The 20,054-nt window shown below is 56.6% G+C and carries 17 protein-coding genes; 10 read left to right on the top strand and 7 right to left on the bottom strand.

Annotated features, from left to right (window positions below):
- Window positions 1–39 precede the first annotated feature (39 nt).
- The gene (dbpA, locus tag WG219_18765; GenBank protein WXL25321.1) at window positions 40–1,419 is read left to right on the top strand and encodes an ATP-dependent RNA helicase DbpA; all 1,380 of its coding nucleotides are present in this window, start codon (window positions 40–42) and stop codon (window positions 1,417–1,419) included.
- 62 nt (window positions 1,420–1,481) lie between these two features.
- A complete protein-coding gene (locus tag WG219_18770; protein ID WXL25322.1) occupies window positions 1,482–2,744 on the top strand; it encodes a diguanylate cyclase in 1,263 nt (420 codons plus the stop codon).
- 3 nt (window positions 2,745–2,747) lie between these two features.
- Here the strand turns inward: WG219_18770 and WG219_18775 are convergent, their stop codons facing one another.
- The gene (locus WG219_18775; GenBank protein WXL25323.1) at window positions 2,748–3,485 is read right to left on the bottom strand and encodes a transporter substrate-binding domain-containing protein; all 738 of its coding nucleotides are present in this window, start codon (window positions 3,483–3,485) and stop codon (window positions 2,748–2,750) included.
- Between the two features lie 132 nt (window positions 3,486–3,617).
- Between WG219_18775 and WG219_18780 the strand changes: the two genes are divergently transcribed.
- The 4 genes from WG219_18780 (at window position 3,618) to WG219_18795 (ending at window position 7,880) form a co-directional block, all read left to right on the top strand.
- Entirely contained in the window at window positions 3,618–4,802 is a 1,185-nt protein-coding gene (locus WG219_18780) for an NAD(P)/FAD-dependent oxidoreductase (GenBank protein ID WXL28043.1), read from the top strand.
- 124 nt (window positions 4,803–4,926) lie between these two features.
- Window positions 4,927–7,116, top strand: a complete 2,190-nt coding sequence (gene yccS, locus WG219_18785) for a YccS family putative transporter (protein WXL25324.1) — start codon at window positions 4,927–4,929, stop codon at window positions 7,114–7,116.
- Window positions 7,117–7,134: 18 nt separating this feature from the next.
- On the top strand, window positions 7,135–7,614 hold the full coding sequence (locus WG219_18790; GenBank protein ID WXL25325.1) for a GreA/GreB family elongation factor: 480 nt from the start codon (window positions 7,135–7,137) through the stop codon (window positions 7,612–7,614).
- Between the two features lie 32 nt (window positions 7,615–7,646).
- Entirely contained in the window at window positions 7,647–7,880 is a 234-nt protein-coding gene (locus WG219_18795) for a DUF2789 family protein (protein WXL25326.1), read from the top strand.
- 25 nt (window positions 7,881–7,905) lie between these two features.
- On the opposite strand, the gene WG219_18800 is transcribed toward WG219_18795, so the two are convergent.
- Window positions 7,906–8,430: a M48 family metallopeptidase gene (locus WG219_18800; protein ID WXL25327.1), complete on the bottom strand. Its 525-nt coding sequence runs from the start codon at window positions 8,428–8,430 to the stop codon at window positions 7,906–7,908.
- Between the two features lie 161 nt (window positions 8,431–8,591).
- Here WG219_18800 and WG219_18805 point away from each other — a divergent pair, with 161 nt between their 5' ends.
- Window positions 8,592–9,818, top strand: coding sequence for a GGDEF domain-containing protein (locus WG219_18805; GenBank protein WXL25328.1), 1,227 nt, complete (start codon window positions 8,592–8,594; stop codon window positions 9,816–9,818).
- A gap of 80 nt (window positions 9,819–9,898) precedes the next feature.
- Here the strand turns inward: WG219_18805 and fba are convergent, their stop codons facing one another.
- The 5 genes from fba to tkt all read right to left on the bottom strand — a co-directional run bounded on the left by fba (window position 9,899) and on the right by tkt (window position 15,729).
- A complete protein-coding gene (gene fba / locus WG219_18810) occupies window positions 9,899–10,963 on the bottom strand; it encodes a class II fructose-bisphosphate aldolase (GenBank protein WXL25329.1) in 1,065 nt (354 codons plus the stop codon).
- A 120-nt stretch (window positions 10,964–11,083) separates the two neighbouring features.
- Window positions 11,084–11,407 (bottom strand): MliC family protein, encoded by a 324-nt coding sequence (locus tag WG219_18815; GenBank protein WXL25330.1) that lies wholly within the window; start codon window positions 11,405–11,407, stop codon window positions 11,084–11,086.
- A gap of 25 nt (window positions 11,408–11,432) precedes the next feature.
- Window positions 11,433–12,596, bottom strand: a complete 1,164-nt coding sequence (locus WG219_18820) for a phosphoglycerate kinase (GenBank protein WXL25331.1) — start codon at window positions 12,594–12,596, stop codon at window positions 11,433–11,435.
- Between the two features lie 4 nt (window positions 12,597–12,600).
- Window positions 12,601–13,668, bottom strand: a complete 1,068-nt coding sequence (epd, locus tag WG219_18825) for an erythrose-4-phosphate dehydrogenase (protein WXL25332.1) — start codon at window positions 13,666–13,668, stop codon at window positions 12,601–12,603.
- Between the two features lie 60 nt (window positions 13,669–13,728).
- Window positions 13,729–15,729, bottom strand: coding sequence for a transketolase (gene tkt, locus WG219_18830; GenBank protein WXL25333.1), 2,001 nt, complete (start codon window positions 15,727–15,729; stop codon window positions 13,729–13,731).
- A gap of 309 nt (window positions 15,730–16,038) precedes the next feature.
- Here tkt and WG219_18835 point away from each other — a divergent pair, with 309 nt between their 5' ends.
- From WG219_18835 to ligB, 3 genes are all read left to right on the top strand, one after another.
- Window positions 16,039–17,070 (top strand): metalloregulator ArsR/SmtB family transcription factor, encoded by a 1,032-nt coding sequence (locus WG219_18835; protein WXL25334.1) that lies wholly within the window; start codon window positions 16,039–16,041, stop codon window positions 17,068–17,070.
- Entirely contained in the window at window positions 17,067–18,257 is a 1,191-nt protein-coding gene (gene metK / locus WG219_18840) for a methionine adenosyltransferase (protein ID WXL25335.1), read from the top strand. Before WG219_18835 ends, metK begins: the two co-directional genes overlap by 4 nt.
- Window positions 18,258–18,378: 121 nt before the next feature.
- Window positions 18,379–20,040, top strand: coding sequence for an NAD-dependent DNA ligase LigB (ligB, locus tag WG219_18845; GenBank protein ID WXL25336.1), 1,662 nt, complete (start codon window positions 18,379–18,381; stop codon window positions 20,038–20,040).
- The last annotated feature ends 14 nt before the right edge of the window (window positions 20,041–20,054 follow it).

A 20,054-nucleotide genomic window follows, 5' to 3' on the forward strand; every position in this document is an offset into this window, starting at 1 on the left:
GTTACACTACGCACCTATTTGCTTAATCAGGCCTGCACCGTGACCAGTTCCGCCTTCGCTTCCCTTCCGCTTTCCCCTGCCATGCTGGCCAACCTTGAGTCCATCGGTTACAGCGAGATGACACCGATTCAGGCGCAGAGCCTGCCGGTCATCCTCAAAGGGGCAGACCTGATTGCTCAGGCAAAAACTGGCAGCGGCAAGACTGCGGCCTTTGGCATTGGCCTGCTTAATCCGCTCAACCCACGCTACTTTGGCTGCCAAGCCCTGGTGTTATGCCCGACCCGCGAGCTGGCCGACCAGGTGGCCAAAGAGTTGCGCCGCCTTGCCCGTGCAGCGGACAACATCAAGGTGCTGACTTTGTGTGGCGGCGTACCATTTGGCCCGCAAATCGGCTCGCTGGAGCACGGCGCCCAAATCATCGTTGGCACACCGGGCCGCGTGCAACAGCACCTGAGCAAGGGCACCTTGAAACTGGATGGACTCAATACCCTGGTACTCGATGAAGCCGACCGCATGCTCGACATGGGTTTCTACGACAGCATTGCTGACATCATCAGCCAGACCCCCAAGCGTCGTCAGACCCTTCTGTTCTCGGCCACCTACCCCGATGGTATCCAGCAGTTGGCGTCCACCTTTATGCGCTCTCCGCAACAGGTCAAAGTCGAAGCCCTGCACGATGACACGCAGATTGAACAGCGCTTCTACGAAGTCAGCCCGGAGCAACGCTTAGAGGCTACGCTCAAGCTGCTGCTGAGTTTCCGCCCCCAATCGTGCGTGGCGTTCTGCTTTACCAAGCAACAGTGCCAAGACGTGGTTGAGTACCTGGAGAAATACAGCATTTCCGCCGCCGCCCTGCACGGCGATATGGAGCAGCGCGAGCGCGATCAGGTGCTGGCGATGTTCGCCAACCGCAGCCTGTCAGTGCTGGTGGCCACCGACGTGGCGGCACGGGGACTGGATATCGAAGCTCTGGACATGGTGATCAACGTAGAGCTGGCCCGCGATCCGGAAATCCACATTCACCGTATCGGCCGTACCGGTCGTGCAGGTGAGAAAGGCCTAGCCGCCAGCTTGGTTGCCCCGCCTGAAGCCCACCGTGCCCAAGCCATCGAAAGCCTGCAAAACGCACCCTTGGTCTGGCACCCGCTGAGCAGCCTTAAAAGCCGCAGTGATGAACCCCTACGCCCTCCGATGATTACCCTGTGCATTGCCGCTGGCCGTAAAGATAAATTGCGTCCGGGCGATATCCTAGGGGCCCTTACCGGTGATGCCGGTATTGCTGGCAACCAAGTCGGCAAGATCGCGCTCTTCGACTATCAGGCTTACGTTGCGGTTGAACGCAGTGTTGCCCAGCAAGCCCTGACGCGTCTGAGCAACGGCAAGATCAAAGGCCGTTCCCTACGGGTGCGCAGCCTCTAAACACTTTTAGAGCGTACGGCCTTCGGGCTCACGCTTGGCGTATTTTTCGGACAGAAGTCGTAATGCCGTTAGCCACACAAAGCAAGCCCCAGCGCAATATTCTGGTCATCGAAGACAGCCCAATGGTGCTAAAGATTCTTGAGCGCCTGTTCCGCAACGAACCCGACTACCAACCGGTGTTCTGCGCCTCCCTGGGCGAGGCCAAGGTCATGCTGGAAACTTCGGCCAGGCTTTTTTTTGCGGCAATCGTTGACCTCAATCTGCCAGACGCCCCCAACGGTGAAATCGTCGATTTAGTCATGGCCTACCATTTGCCGTGCATCGTCCTGACTGCAAGCTATAACGAGGATCGCCGGGACCAGCTATTACTCAAAGGCGTGGTCGATTACGTACTCAAGGAAAGTCATCACGCCTACGAATATGCCTTCCGCCTGCTACACCGCTTGGAAAGCAACAGCTCGGTCAAAATCCTAGTGGCTGAAGATTCGGAGACCGCACGCAATTACATCCGTAACATCCTTACGCCCCACCGCTACCAAATTATTGATGCTGTGGATGGAAAGGATGCACTGCGCATCCTGAAAAACCAGCCAGACATCGACCTGTTTCTGGTCGACCACCGCATGCCGGGGATCTGCGGCTTTGACCTCGTGAAAATGCTGCGGCAGAAAATGAAGCGTAATGAGCTGATCATCATCGGCCTGTCAGCTGATGCGAAAGGTTCGCTGAGCGCCAAGTTCATCAAACACGGCGCCGATGACTTCCTGCGTAAACCCTTCTGCCCCGAAGAGCTGAACTGCCGGGTGATATCAACCCTGGAGCGCCGCGACATGGTGCGTGCACTCCGGCAAGCAGCTCAGTTTGATGCACTTACCGGCCTAAACAACCGCCGCACCTTTTATGAGCAAGCCAACAAACTGCTCAGCAAGGCGCAGGACTGTGGCGACCGCCTGAGCGCAGTGATGATTGACTTGGACTTCTTCAAACGCATCAACGACGAATGCGGCCATGCCAGCGGTGATGCAGCACTTGTCGCCTTCAGCCAACTATTCAGCGACGCCTTCCCTGATGCATTACTGGGAAGACTGGGCGGCGAAGAATTCGCCATGATCAGTCCCCAGGATGCTCAAACCCTCAGCGATAATCTGGATCGACTCCGGCGCCAGTGCCTGGCCACAGACTACGCTCCAGACGCCCCACCTTTGTCATTCAGCGCGGGCATTCATTATGGTGAAGCAAGCGACCTTGAGAGCCTTCTGCATTTGGCAGACCGCAGCTTGTACGAAGCCAAACACCAAGGCCGAGGTCGCAATTACTGGCAATGATGCTCACAAGCCATGGCGTTTAAGGATGCGCTCGTAACTGCCATCACGTTTCATGGCGGCTATTGCCTCATCAAACTGCTGGGCAATTTGGCGATGCTGGGGGTGTTTGAGGCTGACCAGAATGTGCAGGCCGTTCTCGCTTAAAGGACGAGATAAGAACTGTAAATCTTCTTTGATATCCGCAAGGCTGCGATTGAGGTGGTAGCGCACAACGATCTCATCCTCCACGGCCAACTCGACCCGTCCTGCATGTAGCATTCGTGCGGCAATAGCAAAACTGACCACCTCTACCCGATTAATCTGGGGGTCGTTATCAAAGGCCGGTGTGTATGTATAGCCTCGAATAGTGGCAATCCTATAGGGATACAGGTCTGACAAACGCTGATAATTAATAGCCGCGTCACGCCGTTTTACGAATTGCACGCGGTTGACCATATAAGGCTTGGAAAAGTCGCCAAAAGCGGTGCGTGGCTGCGAGTACCACGCATTAATCAACACATCGTAAATTCCCCGTTCTACGCCCTGAATAGCGCGTGCCCAAGGCACCTCGGAGTAACGTGTTGCGTAGCCCGCTCGAGCCAAAGCTGACACAACAATATCCGTTGCCACACCGTTATAAGGGAGTGAAATATCATTAAACGGCGGCCAGGTATTAGCCACTAAATGCAGCTGTTGCTCTGCCTTCGCAGGCATTACCTGCAGAAGCAATAAACAGAGCAATCCGGCACGTAGCAAGACCATTGTTGCCGCCTACAGTCGATGTAACTGGACACTAAGATTAGCCGAACAGGATCTTGGCGCACACCCGCCATGTCATCAGTTAAAATGCACGACTTTTGCGCAGCCCTGCCGCGCGTATTTGAGGATGCAGCTGTGCACAACACCCAGGTCGTGATTATCGGAGCCGGCGCCGCAGGCCTTATGTGCGCACTGACCGCTGCTGCCCGCGGGCGCGAGGTTCTGGTGCTGGATCACGCCAATAAACCGGGCAAAAAAATCCTCATGTCCGGCGGCGGTCGCTGCAACTTCACCAATATGTACTGCGAGCCGAGCAACTTTCTTTCGGAGAACCCTCACTTTTGCAAGTCAGCGCTGGCCCGCTATACCCAGTGGGACTTCATTGCCCTGGTGGGTAAGCACGGAATCCCTTATCACGAAAAAAAACTGGGTCAGTTGTTCTGCGATAACAAAGCCAGCGACATTCTCAACATGCTGTTGGATGAGTGCGCCCAAGCAGGTGCAGTGCTGCGCATGGACACCAGCATCAAGGCGATTGAAAAACAGGAGCACTGCTACCTGCTGCACAGCAGTGCAGGCCCCATTCAGTGCGAGTCACTGGTGATTGCCACCGGAGGGCTGTCGATTCCGACACTGGGCGCCACTGGCTTCGGTTTTCAAATCGCCAAGCAATTCGGCCATAACATACTGCCCACCCGCGCAGGTTTGGTGCCCTTCACTATCACCGACCCGCAGCTGAAAAACCTCTGTACAGAGTTATCCGGCACCAGTGTTGAAGACTGCCTTGTCAGCTGCAACGGCCAGAGCTTCCGTGAAAATATCCTGTTCACCCACCGCGGCTTATCTGGGCCGGCGATTTTGCAGATTTCGTCATTTTGGCAGCCCGGCGACAGCATCAGCATCAACCTGCTGCCCCATATCGACCTGCCCGAGTGGCTGGCTGAGCAGCAACGTGAACGACCCAACAGCGAACTGAAAACCCTGCTGGCCGAACTGTTCACCAAAAAGATGGCGAATCTGCTGGCTGACAGCTGGTTCACCTCCAAGCCAATGAAGCAATACACACCAGGTGAGCTGAAAGCTATCGCCAGCCAACTTGAAGACTGGCAGCTAGTCCCTGCCGGAACTGAAGGTTATCGCACAGCAGAAGTGACACTTGGCGGCGTCGATACCCGCGAAGTGTCCTCCAAGACGATGGAGTCGCTGAAGTCGCCTGGCCTGTATTTCATCGGCGAGGTACTGGATGTCACTGGCCACCTGGGCGGCTTTAACTTCCAGTGGGCCTGGGCTTCCGCCTATGCAGCTGCGCAGTTCGTTTAACGCACAGTTTGCACGGCGTTGCTATAAAAACAGCTGAGAAATAAATAATAAACCGCCAGTTGTGACTGCCCAGCCCAGCTAATCTCGATTAGGCTAATGTTCCCATTCCCTGCAGTACCGGGCCATGCCGTCCAATCCCCTCAGCCAGTCCTTGCAACGTCTCTGGGCCAGCGACAAGTTCAGCTACAGCTTCAGAGTTTTCACTGCATTAGGCAGCATCATGCTGCTGTGCATTACCCAAAACTGGATGAACGTCCTTATCCCGCTCTTTCTAGGCGTTATCGCCTGTGCCCTGGCTGAAAGCGGTGACAGCTGGAAGGGTCGATTGCTGGCAGTTTTGGTCACACTGACCTGTTTCACCCTAGCCACTTACGCCGTGGAGTTACTGTTTCCGTACCCCTGGCTGTTCGTCATCTCCCTGGCTGCTTCCTCCTTCGCCCTGACCATGCTCGGCTCACTCGGCGAGCGCTACGCAAGTATGGGCTGGGGGACCCTGATTCTGTCGGTGTACAGCATGCTGGTGATGGAGTCCCAGGGCGACAATGCGGACATCTGGCACCAGCCACTGATTCTGGTCGCCGGTGCTGCTTGGTACGGGCTGCTCTCCATCCTGTGGAACTGGCTGTTCAGCAATCAGCCTGTACAACAGAGCCTGGCCCGCCTGTTTCGTGAGCTGGGGCGCTTCCTCAAACTCAAGGCGGCGCTTTTCGAGCCCCTGCGCAATATCAATATCGAAGAACGCCGCCTGGCCCTGGCCCACCAGAACGGGCGCGTGGTTGCTGCGCTGAACAACGCCAAGGATGTCATCCTGCACCGCGTCGGCAACTCTCGCGCCACCCCGGCGGTCAGCCGTTATCTCAAGCTGTACTTTCTCGCACAGGACATCCACGAACGCGCCAGCTCGTCCCACTACCCTTACAACGAGATGGCCGAGGCGTTTTATCACAGTGATGTGCTATTCAGGTGTCAGCGCTTACTCCAACTGCATGGTGATGACTGCCAGCGTCTGGCGCGGGCCATCGAAACCCATGAACCGTTTGTCCATCAGGAATCGAGCCACCAGGCGCTCGGCGACCTGCATGACGCCTGCGATCACCTGCGCAGCCAGAACAACCCGGCCTGGCGCCAGTTATTGCGTTCACTCAGCGCACTGGCTACGAACATGCACAAGGTCAACCTGTTGCTGAACAACGCCAGTAACCCGGACGCCCTGGCCGAGGAGCAGGACAGCAGCCTGTACGACCGTGAGCCCCAGACGCTCCGGGAAGTGATCAGACAACTGCGTTCACAGCTGACACCCACCTCCCTGGTATTTCGTCACGCCCTGCGTCTGTCGATTGCCCTGGCCGTTGGCTACGGTTTGGTCAAGTTTATCGACCAAAGTCAGGGCTACTGGATTCTTCTGACCACCCTGTTTGTCTGCCAGCCCAACTACGGCGCAACCCGTCTCAAGCTGTTCCAGCGTGTCGGCGGCACTGTTCTGGGGCTGATCCTGGGCTGGATGATGTTTAACCTGATGCCAAACATGCTGATGCAGGCTGCCTTTGCGGTACTGGCCGGCGTAGGTTTTTTCACCCTGCGTGGCAGCCGCTATACCCTGGCCACCGCCTCAATCACCTTGCTGGTGCTGTTCTGTTTCAACCAGATCGGCGAAGGCTATGACGTCTTTGTTCCGCGCCTGCTCGACACATTGTTGGGTAGCCTAATTGCGGCACTGGCCGTCATAGTCATTCTCCCTGACTGGCAGGGACGGCGTTTGAATCAGCTGCTGGCCAATACCCTGAGCTGCAACAGCCGCTACCTCAACCAGATCATCGAGCAATACACCCACGGCAAGCGCGACGACCTGATCTACCGCGTTGCCCGGCGTAATGCCCACAATGCGGATGCCACCCTGTCCACAACCCTGGGCAACATGCTCAAGGAGCCCGGTCACTTCCGTAAGGATGCCGATCTGGGCTTTCGTTTTCTGCTGGTGTCCCACACCCTACTCAGCTACTTGTCTGCACTGGGCGCCCATCGCGGGGAAACTGACCTGAACGAAAGCCATCAACAGCTTCTGGCCAGCGCAAGCAATATGGCAGATAGCCTGGACGAGATAGCGACCTGCTTGCATGAAGACAGACCCATTGAGGTCCACAGCGAGGCGGAGCAAAAACTGGCCAATGAGCTGGCGCTGATCAGCGATGATGCAGACGACACTCAACGCCTGCTACAAACCCAACTGGCTCTGATTTGCCGTCAGCTGGGCCCATTGCGTACCCTTGCAGGGCACCTGCTTAAAGACAAACGGGAAACCGGAGCGGCCAACTAAGGCCTGCGCACAGACGTGATGAACAAAAGCCAACTACTCAGTAGCGTAATTATGCAGCTTCAGGACGACCTGGAGCAGGCCCACAAGGCTGCCCTCAGTGCCCATGAAACGGCAACCCATGAAGAAAACGTTGCGGAAAACAAATACGACACACTCGGACTGGAGGCAGCCTACCTCGCCAGTGGGCAGGCGCGCCGCTATGAGGAAATCCGTAAAGCGCTGATGCAGTGGAAACAGCTTGTGCTTAGGCCGTTCTCGGAGCAGCAGGGCATTCAACTTGGCAACTTAGTGGAGCTGGTCGATACTCAAGATCAGCGTCGCTGGCTTTTTATTGGGCCAAACGGCGCATCTATGTCTTTACGTCACGAGGGCGCAAGCGTGCAGGTCATCGGCCCACTGGCTCCATTAGGTCACGCGTTATTGGGTAAAGCACCAGGGGACGAAGTGGACCTCAAGTTGAATGTTTCAACCCGCTACGAGGTCCTTTCTGTCTACTGAAAGATAGTTTCCAACACCATCAGGAGAGCAACATGACGGATCACATACCCACGCTGGAAAGCCTCTTTCAACAACTGGGATTACCTTCTGATCAGGCCAGCATTGATCAGTTTTTAAGTAGCCACTCCCCCCTGCCGAACGATTGCCGCCTAGCAGACGCTCCATTCTGGGACGAATCGCAAGCAGCATTTCTTAAAGAGAAAATCCTCGAAGACGGAGTCTGGGCACAAGCAGTCGATAAACTAAACCTTCGCCTGCGGGCCTGATGACCGTTGCCGTTTCACCTGGGGATCAGGAAGAAACGGCAATATCAGCGAGCGTTTTGCCATTGATTCCCGGCAGCTCTCGCCAGGTCAGGTAGACGCGTAAATCGAACTCCAACTGGTGATATCCCGGCAGCATATGCTCGCAAAGCTTATAAAACGCCTTGTTATGATCAGATTCCTTCAAGTGCGCCAACTCGTGCACCACGATCATCTGTAAGAACTCCGGTGCAGCGTCTTTGAACAGAGACGCTACCCGTATTTCTTTCTTCGCCTTGAGCTTGCCCCCCTGAACACGCGAAACCGCCGTATGTAAACCGAGGGCACGGTGAGTCAGATCGAGGCGGTTGTCGTATAGGACTTTGTCGATGGCAGGCGCACTGCGTAGATACTCCTGTTTCAGATCGCTGACATAGGTATACAGCGCCTTATCGCTTTTAATCTGATGGGTATTGCCGTAGCGCTGAAGCAAGTATTCACCCAATCGATCCTGCTCAATCAGCTTAATGACCTGTTGCTGCAAACTTGCTGGATAACCTTGTAGATATTTCACACCATTGCCTGTTCATACACAGTGGCCTGCCAAACTATATCCGGCACGCCCTGATCTAATTAAAACTGCAAACTCACTGATTTCAGTGATGACGCTAAGTGGTGGCACTTTGTTATAATCGGGACATCCTAACCGTACAGTCAAATACTGGAAATCAGCCTATGCTGCAGGGTCGCACCCAGTACAGCAACAGCCATCCAGAGTGCCCCTACTCACAACAACTAGCCAAGGGCTTCAGCCGCCTCAAATTTGACCGTCCGTTAGAAGATCAGTACCGCCATCAACTGCTTGATAGCCTGGTCACCCAGCACAAACTGTTGATCTCCATCTTCCTGCTCCTGTGGTTTGGCATGACAGGAATGGATCTGGTTCGCCTAAACCTCCTCGAGGCACCATTTAATCTCAGCAATCACGCACAGGAAATCCTGACCCTGCGCGCAGCTTGTATTGCGATTATGCTGTTCACCTTAATGATGATGTTCATCCCCCGGTTATGCCCCTACCGTCCTGGGCCGATCACCGGGCTGCAGCTACTCAATGGGTTAGCTGGCGCAACGATTATCTGCTTATCCAAGCGTGAAGGCATAACACAACTGGATAGTGCCCACCTGCTGATTATTGTCGCGGCGTTCTTGCCCTGGGGACTGACCTGGATGCAAAGCCTGATGACCGCCCTGACTCTCTATGCAGGCTCGTGGGTCATTGGTGATGCCCTGCTACAAGGGCCGCAGCGGGTGGAGTACATGAACATGGTGCACATGATGCCACTGGCGATCTTTATCAGTGCTCTGGGCGGCTACCTACGTGATCATGCTCAACGTAAAGCCTTTCTTTTACAGAACGTCATGCGTTGGCAAGCCGAACATGACCCCCTGACTAACTTGGCAAACCGACGCCTGTTCAATGAGCAGATCAACCGCTGCCTCGGACTTGGTCAGCGTGAGGGCATCCGAACGGCGCTGATTCTTTTCGACATAGATCACTTCAAACGCTACAACGATCATTATGGCCACCCAACCGGGGACAAGGCGCTGGTTCAGGTTGCCGATATTCTTCAACAGGAAAGTAAGCGCACCATGGATCTGTGCGCACGTCTGGGCGGGGAAGAGTTCGCATTGCTGCATTACGACAGCGACGAAGCCTCCCTTCAGAAGCTACTTGATAAAATTCATGCCCGCCTTAAAAGCCAAGCAATAGTGCATGCCGACAACCCTGTCAGCCCCTTCCTTACCCTCAGCATTGGCGCAGCCATCAGCTTGCCGGGCGAGTCCGCCGCAGAGCTCTACATCCGCGCCGATAAGGCGCTCTACCATGCGAAGGAAAAGGGCCGTAATCGCTCCGAAATTGATTTACGCAGCGCCCACCGCCCCCACCTGCGCCTGGCCTGAACCTCGCCTGACAAACGTTAAGCTACGCGTGCCCGACACACAAAAAAGCCCGCTTTCGCGGGCTTTTTGTTGCGGCTGGATTAGTTGACCTTAGCGGCCAACTCACCTTTGGCATAACGCTGGAACATGCCTTCCAGGGAGATCGGTTTGATCTTCGAGGCATTACCCGCAGTACCGAAGGCTTCGTAGCGAGCGATACAGACATCGCGCATCGCTTTGATGGTTTCACCGAAGAATTTGCGCGGATCGAACTCGCTCGGGTGCTGAGCCATATAACGGCGCATTGCACCAGTGGAAGCCAGACGCAGGTCGGTGTCGATGTTGACCTTACGAACGCCGTACTTGATCCCTTCGACAATTTCCTCAACAGGAACGCCGTAAGTTTCTTTGATATCGCCACCGAACTCGTTGATGATCGCCAGCCACTCTTGCGGAACGCTGGAGGAGCCGTGCATCACCAAGTGAGTGTTCGGAATACGCTTGTGGATTTCCTTGATGCGATCAATCGCCAGAATGTCACCGGTTGGCGGTTTGGTGAACTTATAAGCACCGTGGCTGGTACCAATGGCGATGGCCAGAGCGTCCACCTGGGTCTTCTTAACGAAGTCAGCCGCTTCTTCCGGGTCAGTCAGCATTTGGCTGTGGTCCAGAGTACCTTCAGCACCGATGCCGTCCTCTTCACCGGCCTGGCCGGTTTCAAGGCTTCCCAGGCAACCCAGCTCACCTTCAACGGAAACACCACAGGCGTGGGCGAAGGCAACGGTCTGCTGAGTCACACGCACGTTGTAGTCGTAGTCAGCCGGCGTTTTGCCGTCTTCACGCAGGGAGCCGTCCATCATCACTGAGCTGAAGCCCAGCTGGATGGAGCGCTGGCACACGTCCGGGCTGGTGCCGTGGTCCTGGTGCATGCACACAGGGATATGCGGAAACTCTTCAATCGCCGCCAGAATCAGGTGGCGCAGGAACGGGGCTCCAGCGTATTTGCGGGCACCAGCAGAAGCCTGGACGATGACCGGAGAATCGGTCTTGTCGGCGGCCTCCATGATGGCGCGCATTTGCTCGAGGTTGTTGACGTTAAAAGCCGGCACGCCGTAGCCGAATTCGGCGGCGTGGTCGAGCATCTGGCGCATGCTGATAAGAGCCATGGTGTTCTTTCTCCCGGAAGGGCCTTATTGATCGTGCAAGCCTGCCGCAGCGGCAGGTGCTATTCAAGTCTTAGGCAGGACAAGTCATCCGCTTATCCTGTCAATTCATAACAGCAGGTGTCAGGGCGCCTTACAAAAACGCCCGATTACCTGCTTATTCGTGGGGCGATAGATCACCGCCTCATCTCCCTTGCTGTGAAACGCAATCAGCGGATCGCTGTACAGCGCTCCGGAGGCCGAGGTCTGCCGGCGCAGGCGATGCACAATGTCATCGCCCCCCAAACGCATATCAATCGCCTCGTGCTGACTGTTGGTATAGCGCCAAAGCACCTCTACCTGAGTTTCACACACCCATCGTGTCCATCCATCTGTTGCTACCGCTTCAGGCTGATTAGAGCAGGCCGCTAGCAGGCTCAATGGCAACAGCAACACGATAGTCCTCATCAAGACCTCACCCTGCTTTTTTGGTTCAGGCCTGAGCGCATTGCTCCAGCACTTCAACCGCAGGCAGTACCTTGCCCTCAACAAACTCAAGGAATGCACCACCACCGGTGGAGATATAACTGATTTGCTCGGCTACACCGTACTTGTCGATAGCCGCCAACGTGTCGCCACCGCCAGCAATGGAGAATGCAGAGCTTTCCGCGATAGCCAGTGCCAGGGCCTTGGTGCCGTTACCAAACTGATCAAACTCAAATACACCCACCGGACCATTCCACAGAATAGTCTGGGATGCCTTAAGCATCTCAGCAAACTGAGCGGCAGTCTGCGGGCCGATATCCAAGATCATGTCGTCTTCAGCCACATCACGCACCGACTTAACGGTAGCTTCTGCGTCTTCGGCAAAGGCCTTGGCCACAACCACATCCACTGGCAGCGGCACGCTGACCTTGGCGGCGATGGCTTTAGCGGTGTCGACCAAATCTGCCTCGTACAGCGACTTGCCAACCGGATAGCCAGCAGCCGCTAGGAAGGTATTGGCAATACCGCCACCCACGATCAGTTGATCACAGATCTCAGCCAGTGAGTTCAATACGTCCAGCTTGGTGGAAACCTTGGAACCCGCGACGATGGCCAGGGTCGGGCGCGCCGGCTTGTCCAGCGCCTTGCCCAGCGCCTCCAGCTCTGCGGCCAGCAGCGGACCGGCACAGGCAACCTGAGCGAACTTGGCCACGCCGTGGGTCGAGCCTTGGGCGCGGTGAGCGGTACCAAAAGCGTCCATCACAAACACGTCACACAGCGCGGCGTATTGTTGCGCCAACTCGTCGGTGTTCTTTTTCTCGCCCTTGTTGAAGCGGACGTTTTCCAGCAGCACCAGCTCACCGGCCTTAACCTCAACGCCATCCAGGTAGTCCTTGACCAACGGCACTTCGCGGCCCAGCGCCTTACTCAGGTAGTCGGCAACTGGCTTAAGGCTGTCAGCTTCGCTGTAGATGCCTTCTTCCGGGCGCCCCAGGTGGGAACAGACCAGAACTGCTGCACCTTTTTCCAGGGCCAGTTTAATGGTCGGCAGAGAGGCGAGGATGCGCGCGTCGCTCTTCACCACGCCGTCTTTTACCGGCACGTTGAGGTCTTCGCGGATCAGCACGCGCTTACCGGCGAGGTCGAGGTCGGTCATCTTCAGAACGGTCATGTAATCAGTCCTTCACGGGGCTGGTTGTACTGGATTGGGTGGATACAGCAAGAAAATGCTCAGCGACATCAAGCATGCGGTTGGCAAAACCCCATTCGTTGTCGAACCAGGCCAGCAGGTTGACCAGGCGCGGGCCTGATACCAGGGTCTGGCTGCCGTCGACAATGGCCGAATGCGGGTCATGATTGAAGTCACAGCTGGCGTGAGGCAGCTCGGTGTAGGCCAGCAAGCCCTTAAGAGGACCGGCTTCAGCTGCCGTACGCAAAATACGATTGATCTCTTCGGCAGTGGTGTCACGGCGTGTCTGCAAGGTGATATCCAGACAAGACACATTAACCGTCGGCACACGAATCGCTTTAGCCTGCACGCGGCCATTTAGCTCTGGCAGCAAGCGCTCAATCCCACGAGCCAAGCCGGTTGAAACCGGAATAACCGACTGGAATGCCGAGCGAGTCCGGCGCAAGTCTTCGTGGTGATAGGCATCAATCACCGGCTGGTCATTCATCGCCGAGTGAATCGTGGTGATCGTCACATAGTCGATCCCAACGGTTTCATTCAGCAACTTCAGCAGCGGCACACTGCAATTGGTGGTGCAAGAAGCATTGGACACCAGCCGCTCTTCACCAGACAGCAAGGACTGGTTAACGCCATAGACGATTGTGGCATCAACATCCGCCTCACTGGCCATCGGCTGTGAAAGCAACACTTTAGGCGCTCCCGCACGCAGAAAGCGCTCCGCCTGAGCACGGTTGGTGTACTGTCCTGAGCACTCAAGCAGCAGATCAATTTCCAGCGCCTGCCAGTCAATGGCTTCCGGCGTGGCTTCACGCAACACCTTCACGCAACCGCCATTGATATGCAGGCAGTCACCATCGACACTCACTTGGCCAGGAAACCGGCCGTGGGTCGAATCAAAACGAGTCAGGTATTCGATACTAGCCTGATCGGCCAGATCATTGAGAGCCACAATCTCAAGACGCGCCCCTGCGCCTCGCTCGTGCAGGGCGCGTAATACGCAGCGACCAATGCGACCGTAACCATTAAGGGCAACGCGAAATGGGCGTAGGGACATAATTTTCTCGTCAGGCGCCCTGTCCGAGCGGCCACATCCGGGCCGCCGAGCAGGTGATCATCAGGCGTCCAGCAGCTCCGCTGCGGTTTCCAGGACGTTGCCGACGGTGAAGCCGAACTCTTCGAACAACGCAGCAGCAGGAGCAGACTCACCAAAGGTGGTCATACCGATGATGCGGCCTTCCAGGCCCACATACTTGTACCAGTAGTCGGCATGGGAGGCTTCGATGGCGATACGTGCACCTACCTGAACCGGCAGAACAGCTTGTTTGTAAGCTGCATCTTGCTGATCGAAGACGGAAGTGGACGGCATCGACACGACGCGAACCTTACGGCCCTGCTCAGTGAGCTGTTCGTAAGCCTGAACCGCCAGACCAATTTCTGAGCCTGTAGCGATCAGGATCAGTTCCGGCTCGCCTTCGCAGTCTTTCAGCACATAACCGCCGCGAGCGATGTCGGCCAGTTGCTGGGCGTCACGGCTCTGGTGCGGCAAGTTTTGGCGACTGAAGATCAGCGCGCTTGGACCATCTTTACGCTCAATGGAGTGTTTCCACGCCACAGCCGACTCAACGGCGTCACATGGGCGCCATGTGTCGAGATTCGGCGTGCCGCGTAGGCTGGCTAGCTGCTCGATCGGTTGGTGAGTCGGACCATCTTCGCCCAGGCCGATGGAGTCGTGGGTGAACACGTACAGCACGCGCTGCTTCATCAACGCGGACATGCGCACGGCGTTACGGGCGTATTCCATGAAGATCAGGAAGGTTGCGCCGTACGGCACAAAGCCGCCGTGCAGAGCCACGCCGTTCATGATCGCGCTCATGCCGAACTCACGCACACCGTAGAACATGTAGTTACCGGACGCATCGTCTGCGGATACACCTTTGCAACCTTTCCACAGGGTCAGGTTGGAGCCGGCTAGGTCGGCAGAGCCGCCAAGGAATTCAGGCAGCAGCGGGCCGAAGGCATTCAGTGTGTTCTGGCTGGCTTTACGGCTGGCGATGGTTTCGCCTTTAGCAGCAACTTCCTGAATATAAGCAGAGGCTTTCTCAGCGAAGTCAGCCGGCAGCTCGCCACTGATACGGCGCTTGTATTCAGCAGCCAGCTCAGGGAAAGCAGCGGTATAAGCGTCAAAGCGTTTGTTCCAATCAGCTTCAGCGGCAGAACCCGCAGCCTTGGCATCCCACTCAGCATAGATGTCAGCCGGAATTTCAAACGGCCCGTGGTTCCATCCCAGGGTGGCGCGGGTCAGGGCGATTTCGTCATTACCCAGTGGAGCACCGTGGCACTCTTCCTTACCCTGCTTGTTCGGCGAACCAAAACCAATGGTGGTTTTGCAGCAGATCAGCGTTGGACGATCGAGGGTTGCACGGGCGGTCTCGATAGCCATTTTGATTTCTTCGGCGTCATGTCCATCAACATTGCGGATGACTTGCCAGCCGTATGCTTCAAAACGTGCCGGGGTGTCATCAGTGAACCAGCCATGCACTTCACCGTCGATGGAAATGCCGTTGTCATCATAGAACGCCACCAGCTTGCCCAGGCCCAGCGTGCCAGCCAGGGAGCAGACTTCGTGGCTGATGCCTTCCATCATGCAACCGTCGCCCAAGAAGGCATAGGTGAAGTGGTCAACGATCTTATGGCCATCGCGGTTGAACTGCGCAGCCAGCACCTTCTCAGCCAAAGCAAAACCCACTGCGTTAGCGATCCCCTGACCCAGCGGGCCAGTAGTGGTCTCAACGCCTGGGGTATAGCCGTATTCCGGGTGACCTGGGGTCTTGCTGTGCAGCTGACGGAAGTTCTTCAGATCTTCGATGCTCAGGTCGTAACCTGTGAGGTGCAGCAGCGAATAAATCAGCATCGAACCGTGGCCGTTGGACAGCACAAAGCGGTCGCGGTCAGCGAAGTTCGGGTTGGCCGGGTTGTGCTTGAGGAAGTCACGCCACAACACTTCGGCAATATCCGCCATGCCCATCGGGGCACCCGGGTGGCCGCTGTTGGCTTTCTGCACGGCATCCATGCTCAGGGCACGAATAGCATTGGCACGCTCACGACGGCTGGGCATCACTGAATCTCCTGCGGGGCTGTTAAACGGAATGTTCACACAGCTATATGTCAAAAAAAGAAACTATTTTCGCCCAGCGGAGCCTACGGAGCAATGACAGATAGTCATATGCCTTAAAAACAGCCAAATTGAGGCGATCCAGTAAAGTCGACCTAGGCAGATCACAGACCGATAGCCCACGCCGTAAAAATGCGGTGAAGCCTGTGGCGATGCCTCTTCCAGCCTTATATCGAGATGGTAGAAACCAATATCAAAACTTTTTGATATAGCGCTTGCTGTATAAAAAACGACCGCTTAGACTGCGCCACTATGAACATGCGCGCTTCCGAACTGATATTCGACCCCGTCGACACCCTGGCCGCCCTGTGCAAGGCCAGCGGTGACGGACTGCGCCTGAACATTTTGCGTGCGCTGGCTAACGACTCCTTTGGCGTACTTGAGCTGGCACAGATTTTCGCCACTGGCCAGTCGGGCATCAGCCACCACCTTAAGGTACTGGCTCAGGCTGGGCTTGTAGCGACCCGCCGCGAAGGCAATGCGATCTTCTACCGCCGGGCGTTGACCCAAGGTGAGCAACCCGGAAGCCGCCTGCAGGCTGCCCTGCTAGACGAAGTCGATCAACTCGAACTCCCCCACGACGTGCAGCAACGTATTAACGCCGTACACAAACAACGTGAGGCCGCCAGTCAGGAGTTTTTTGCTCGCACCGCAGCAACCTTCCAAGCCCAGCAGGACCTGATCGCTGGCCTGCCACAATACCGTGACAGCGTATTGGCCCTGCTCGATTCACTCGACTTCAGCCAAGACGCCTGCGCTTTGGAAATTGGCCCCGGCGATGGCGGTTTCCTCCCGGAGCTGGCTCGCCGCTTTAGGCACGTGCGAGCACTCGACAACAGTCCAGCCATGCTTGAACTGGCCCAGCAGCGCTGCACACAAGACAACCTTGAGAATGTCGAGCTGCTGCTGGCCGATGCCCTGCACGACGACTACAGCCCGGCAGACTGCGTAATACTCAACATGGTGCTGCATCACTTTGCAGCGCCCGCCGAAGCACTGCGGCAATTGGCACAACGGGTAACGCCTGGCGGCAGCCTGCTGGTTACCGAATTGTGCAGCCATAATCAGAGCTGGGCCCGCGAGGCCTGCGGTGATCTTTGGCTAGGCTTTGAACAAGACGACTTGGCGCGCTGGGCGACAGCCGCCGGGCTTACACCAAGCGAAAGCCTTTACATCGGGCTACGCAACGGATTTCAGATTCAGGTTCGGCACTTCGCCAACCCACTCACTTCACTTGGCCCAAGGGCATCCATCAGCGGAACACAACAGGAAACCCAGCGATGAGCGAATACTCCCTTTTTACCTCAGAGTCCGTATCCGAAGGCCATCCGGACAAGATCGCCGACCAAATCTCCGATGCCGTGCTTGACGCCATCATCGCTCAGGACAAACACGCCCGTGTTGCCTGCGAAACCATGGTGAAAACCGGCGTCGCCATCGTCTCCGGCGAAGTGACCACCAGCGCCTGGGTTGACCTTGAAGAAATCGCCCGCCGCGTGATCTGCGACATCGGCTACACCTCCAGTGACGTCGGCTTTGACGGCGCCACCTGCGGCATCATCAACATCATCGGCAAGCAATCCCCTGACATCAACCAAGGCGTTGACCGCGCCAAGCCGGAAGACCAAGGCGCCGGTGACCAAGGCCTGATGTTCGGCTACGCCAGCAACGAAACCGACGTGCTGATGCCTGCCCCGATCGTGTTCAGCCACCGCTTGGTTGAGCGTCAGGCAGAAGCCCGCAAAAACGGCCTGCTGCCATGGCTGCGCCCGGATGCAAAATCCCAGGTCACCTGCCGCTACGACGGCGGTAAAGTGGTCGGCATCGACGCGGTTGTTCTGTCCACCCAGCACAACCCGGACATCAGCCAGAGCGACCTGAAAGAAGCGGTGATGGAGCTGATCGTCAAGCACACCCTGCCTGCCGAGCTGCTGCACAAAGACACCCAGTTCCACATCAACCCGACTGGCAAGTTCGTTATCGGCGGCCCGGTGGGTGACTGTGGTCTGACTGGCCGCAAGATCATCGTGGACTCCTACGGCGGCATGGCCCGTCACGGTGGCGGCGCGTTCTCCGGCAAAGACCCATCCAAGGTTGACCGCTCTGCCGCTTACGCTGGCCGTTACGTTGCCAAGAACATTGTCGCTGCTGGCCTGGCCGAGCGCTGTGAAATCCAGGTGTCCTACGCCATCGGCGTGGCTCAGCCGACCTCGATCTCGATCAACACCTTCGGCACCAACAAAGTATCTGAAGACGTGATCATCAAGCTGGTTCGTGAAGTCTTCGACCTGCGCCCCTACGCGATCACCCGCATGCTCGACCTGCTGCACCCGATGTATCAGGAAACGGCTGCCTACGGTCACTTCGGTCGCACACCGGAGCAGAAGACAGTGGGCGACGACACCTTCACCACGTTCACTTGGGAAAAAACCGACAAAGCAGAAGCCCTACGCGCTGCCGCTGGTCTGTAATTCCGCCGCAAGTTGAGAAGCCCCGCCCAAAGCGGGGCTTTTTTATTCCCGCCTAAATCGTTCTCTCACCTCGAAACGACTAGCCTGCACAGCGACCCCGCAAGCACGGACGTTTTTTTTGATGAGATTGACCCTGTTACTCCTTCTCGTACCCAACACGCTCTGGGCTGCCTGCCCGGACTGGTCTGAACTCAGGGCTACGAGCGAACTCAGCTCACTGAGCAGGCAACTATCAGAATGGGATGACAGCTACCACCGCCTCGGCCGTTCTCCGGTTGCCGACGAGCTTTATGACCAAGCCCAAAACAACCTGCAACATTGGCGCAAGTGCTTCCCAAATAGCGCTTTCGTGGAGCACAACCCACTGAGCACCAGCGCAGGAAAACAGCCTCACCCCTTCCCCCACACAGGGCTGCGAAAGCTACCTGACGAAGAAGCCGTCCAACGCTGGATAGCCAACCGTAACGACCTGTGGATTCAGCCCAAAGTTGACGGAATAGCGGTCACCCTGGTTTACCGAGCAGGCCAATTGCAGCAAATGATCAGCCGCGGCAACGGCCTAAGCGGGCAGGACTGGACGGCACATGCGCGAACAATCCCAACCATCCCCAATCAACTCAACACACAACGTGACCTGACCATTCAGGGTGAGCTGTATTGGCAGCGCCCCAACCATATTCAACATGCACACGGCGGCCAGGGGGCACGCAGCAAAATTGCCGGCATCCTGAACAGAAAGCAGATCCGCCAGAGCGACGCTGCTCAGATCGGACTATTTATCTGGGAATGGCCTGATGGCCCCGAGAGCCTGCCCCAGCGCTCACAGCAACTGTCCGAGCTTGGCTTTCCCGACAGTAAACGCCTCACGGTACAGGTTCAAAGCATGGAAGATATCCAGTACTGGCGAGAGCAGTGGTTCAACAGCCCCTTGCCGTTTGCCAGCGACGGCATTGTCATCCGCCAGAGCCAACGCCCCGCTCCAGCGCGCTGGAAAGCTGAGCCTGCAAGCTGGGCCGTGGCGTGGAAATATCCAAGCACACAGGCACTGGCAGTCGTTCAAGAGGTTGAATTTCGCATAGGCCGACGCGGGCGCATAACTCCACGCGTGCGGGTCGAGCCGGTCAAACTGGATGACCGGCGCGTCGAATTCGTCAGCATTGGCTCATTGAAGCGCTGGCAAGCGCATGACATCCGCCCTGGCGACCAGATCATTATCCAACTGTCAGGACTGACCATCCCCACGTTCAAGGGCATGCTTTGGCACACCCAGCAGCGGGCGGAACTCGAAGTACCTAATGCCAGGAGCTTTCATTCACTCAGTTGCTGGCATCCCACCCCGCGCACCTGCATCACTCAGTTTAACGCCCGGCTAGATTGGCTCAGCAGCAAGAATGGCCTGGCTCTCCCTGGAGTCAGCAGCCACACCTGGGAAATACTTTTGCATGCGGGACTACTCGATCATCTGCTCAGCTGGATGGAGCTGAGCACCGAACAGCTCAGCAAGGTTGCTGGCATCACGCCTGAGGCCGCCAACAGGCTTCACGGCACCTTTCAGCAAGCGCGAAGCAGGTCGTTTCACCAGTGGCTCACAGCACTTGGAGCTCCCGTCCACCTTCCGCTCAATGAAAACTGGGACACGATGGCCAAACGCTCCGTAACAGACTGGCAAAAGGAAACCGGAGCCAGTTCAAAACAGGCCCGCGAACGCCATGCTTTTTTCAATCACGAACAAACCAACTACCTGCGCGAGCATTTGCGCGCGAACCAAATAGCTGGTTTTTAAAAATCACGCCCAAT

The sequence above is a fragment of the Pseudomonas mendocina genome (assembly GCA_037482215.1).
GTDB lineage: Bacteria > Pseudomonadota > Gammaproteobacteria > Pseudomonadales > Pseudomonadaceae > Aquipseudomonas > Aquipseudomonas mendocina_E.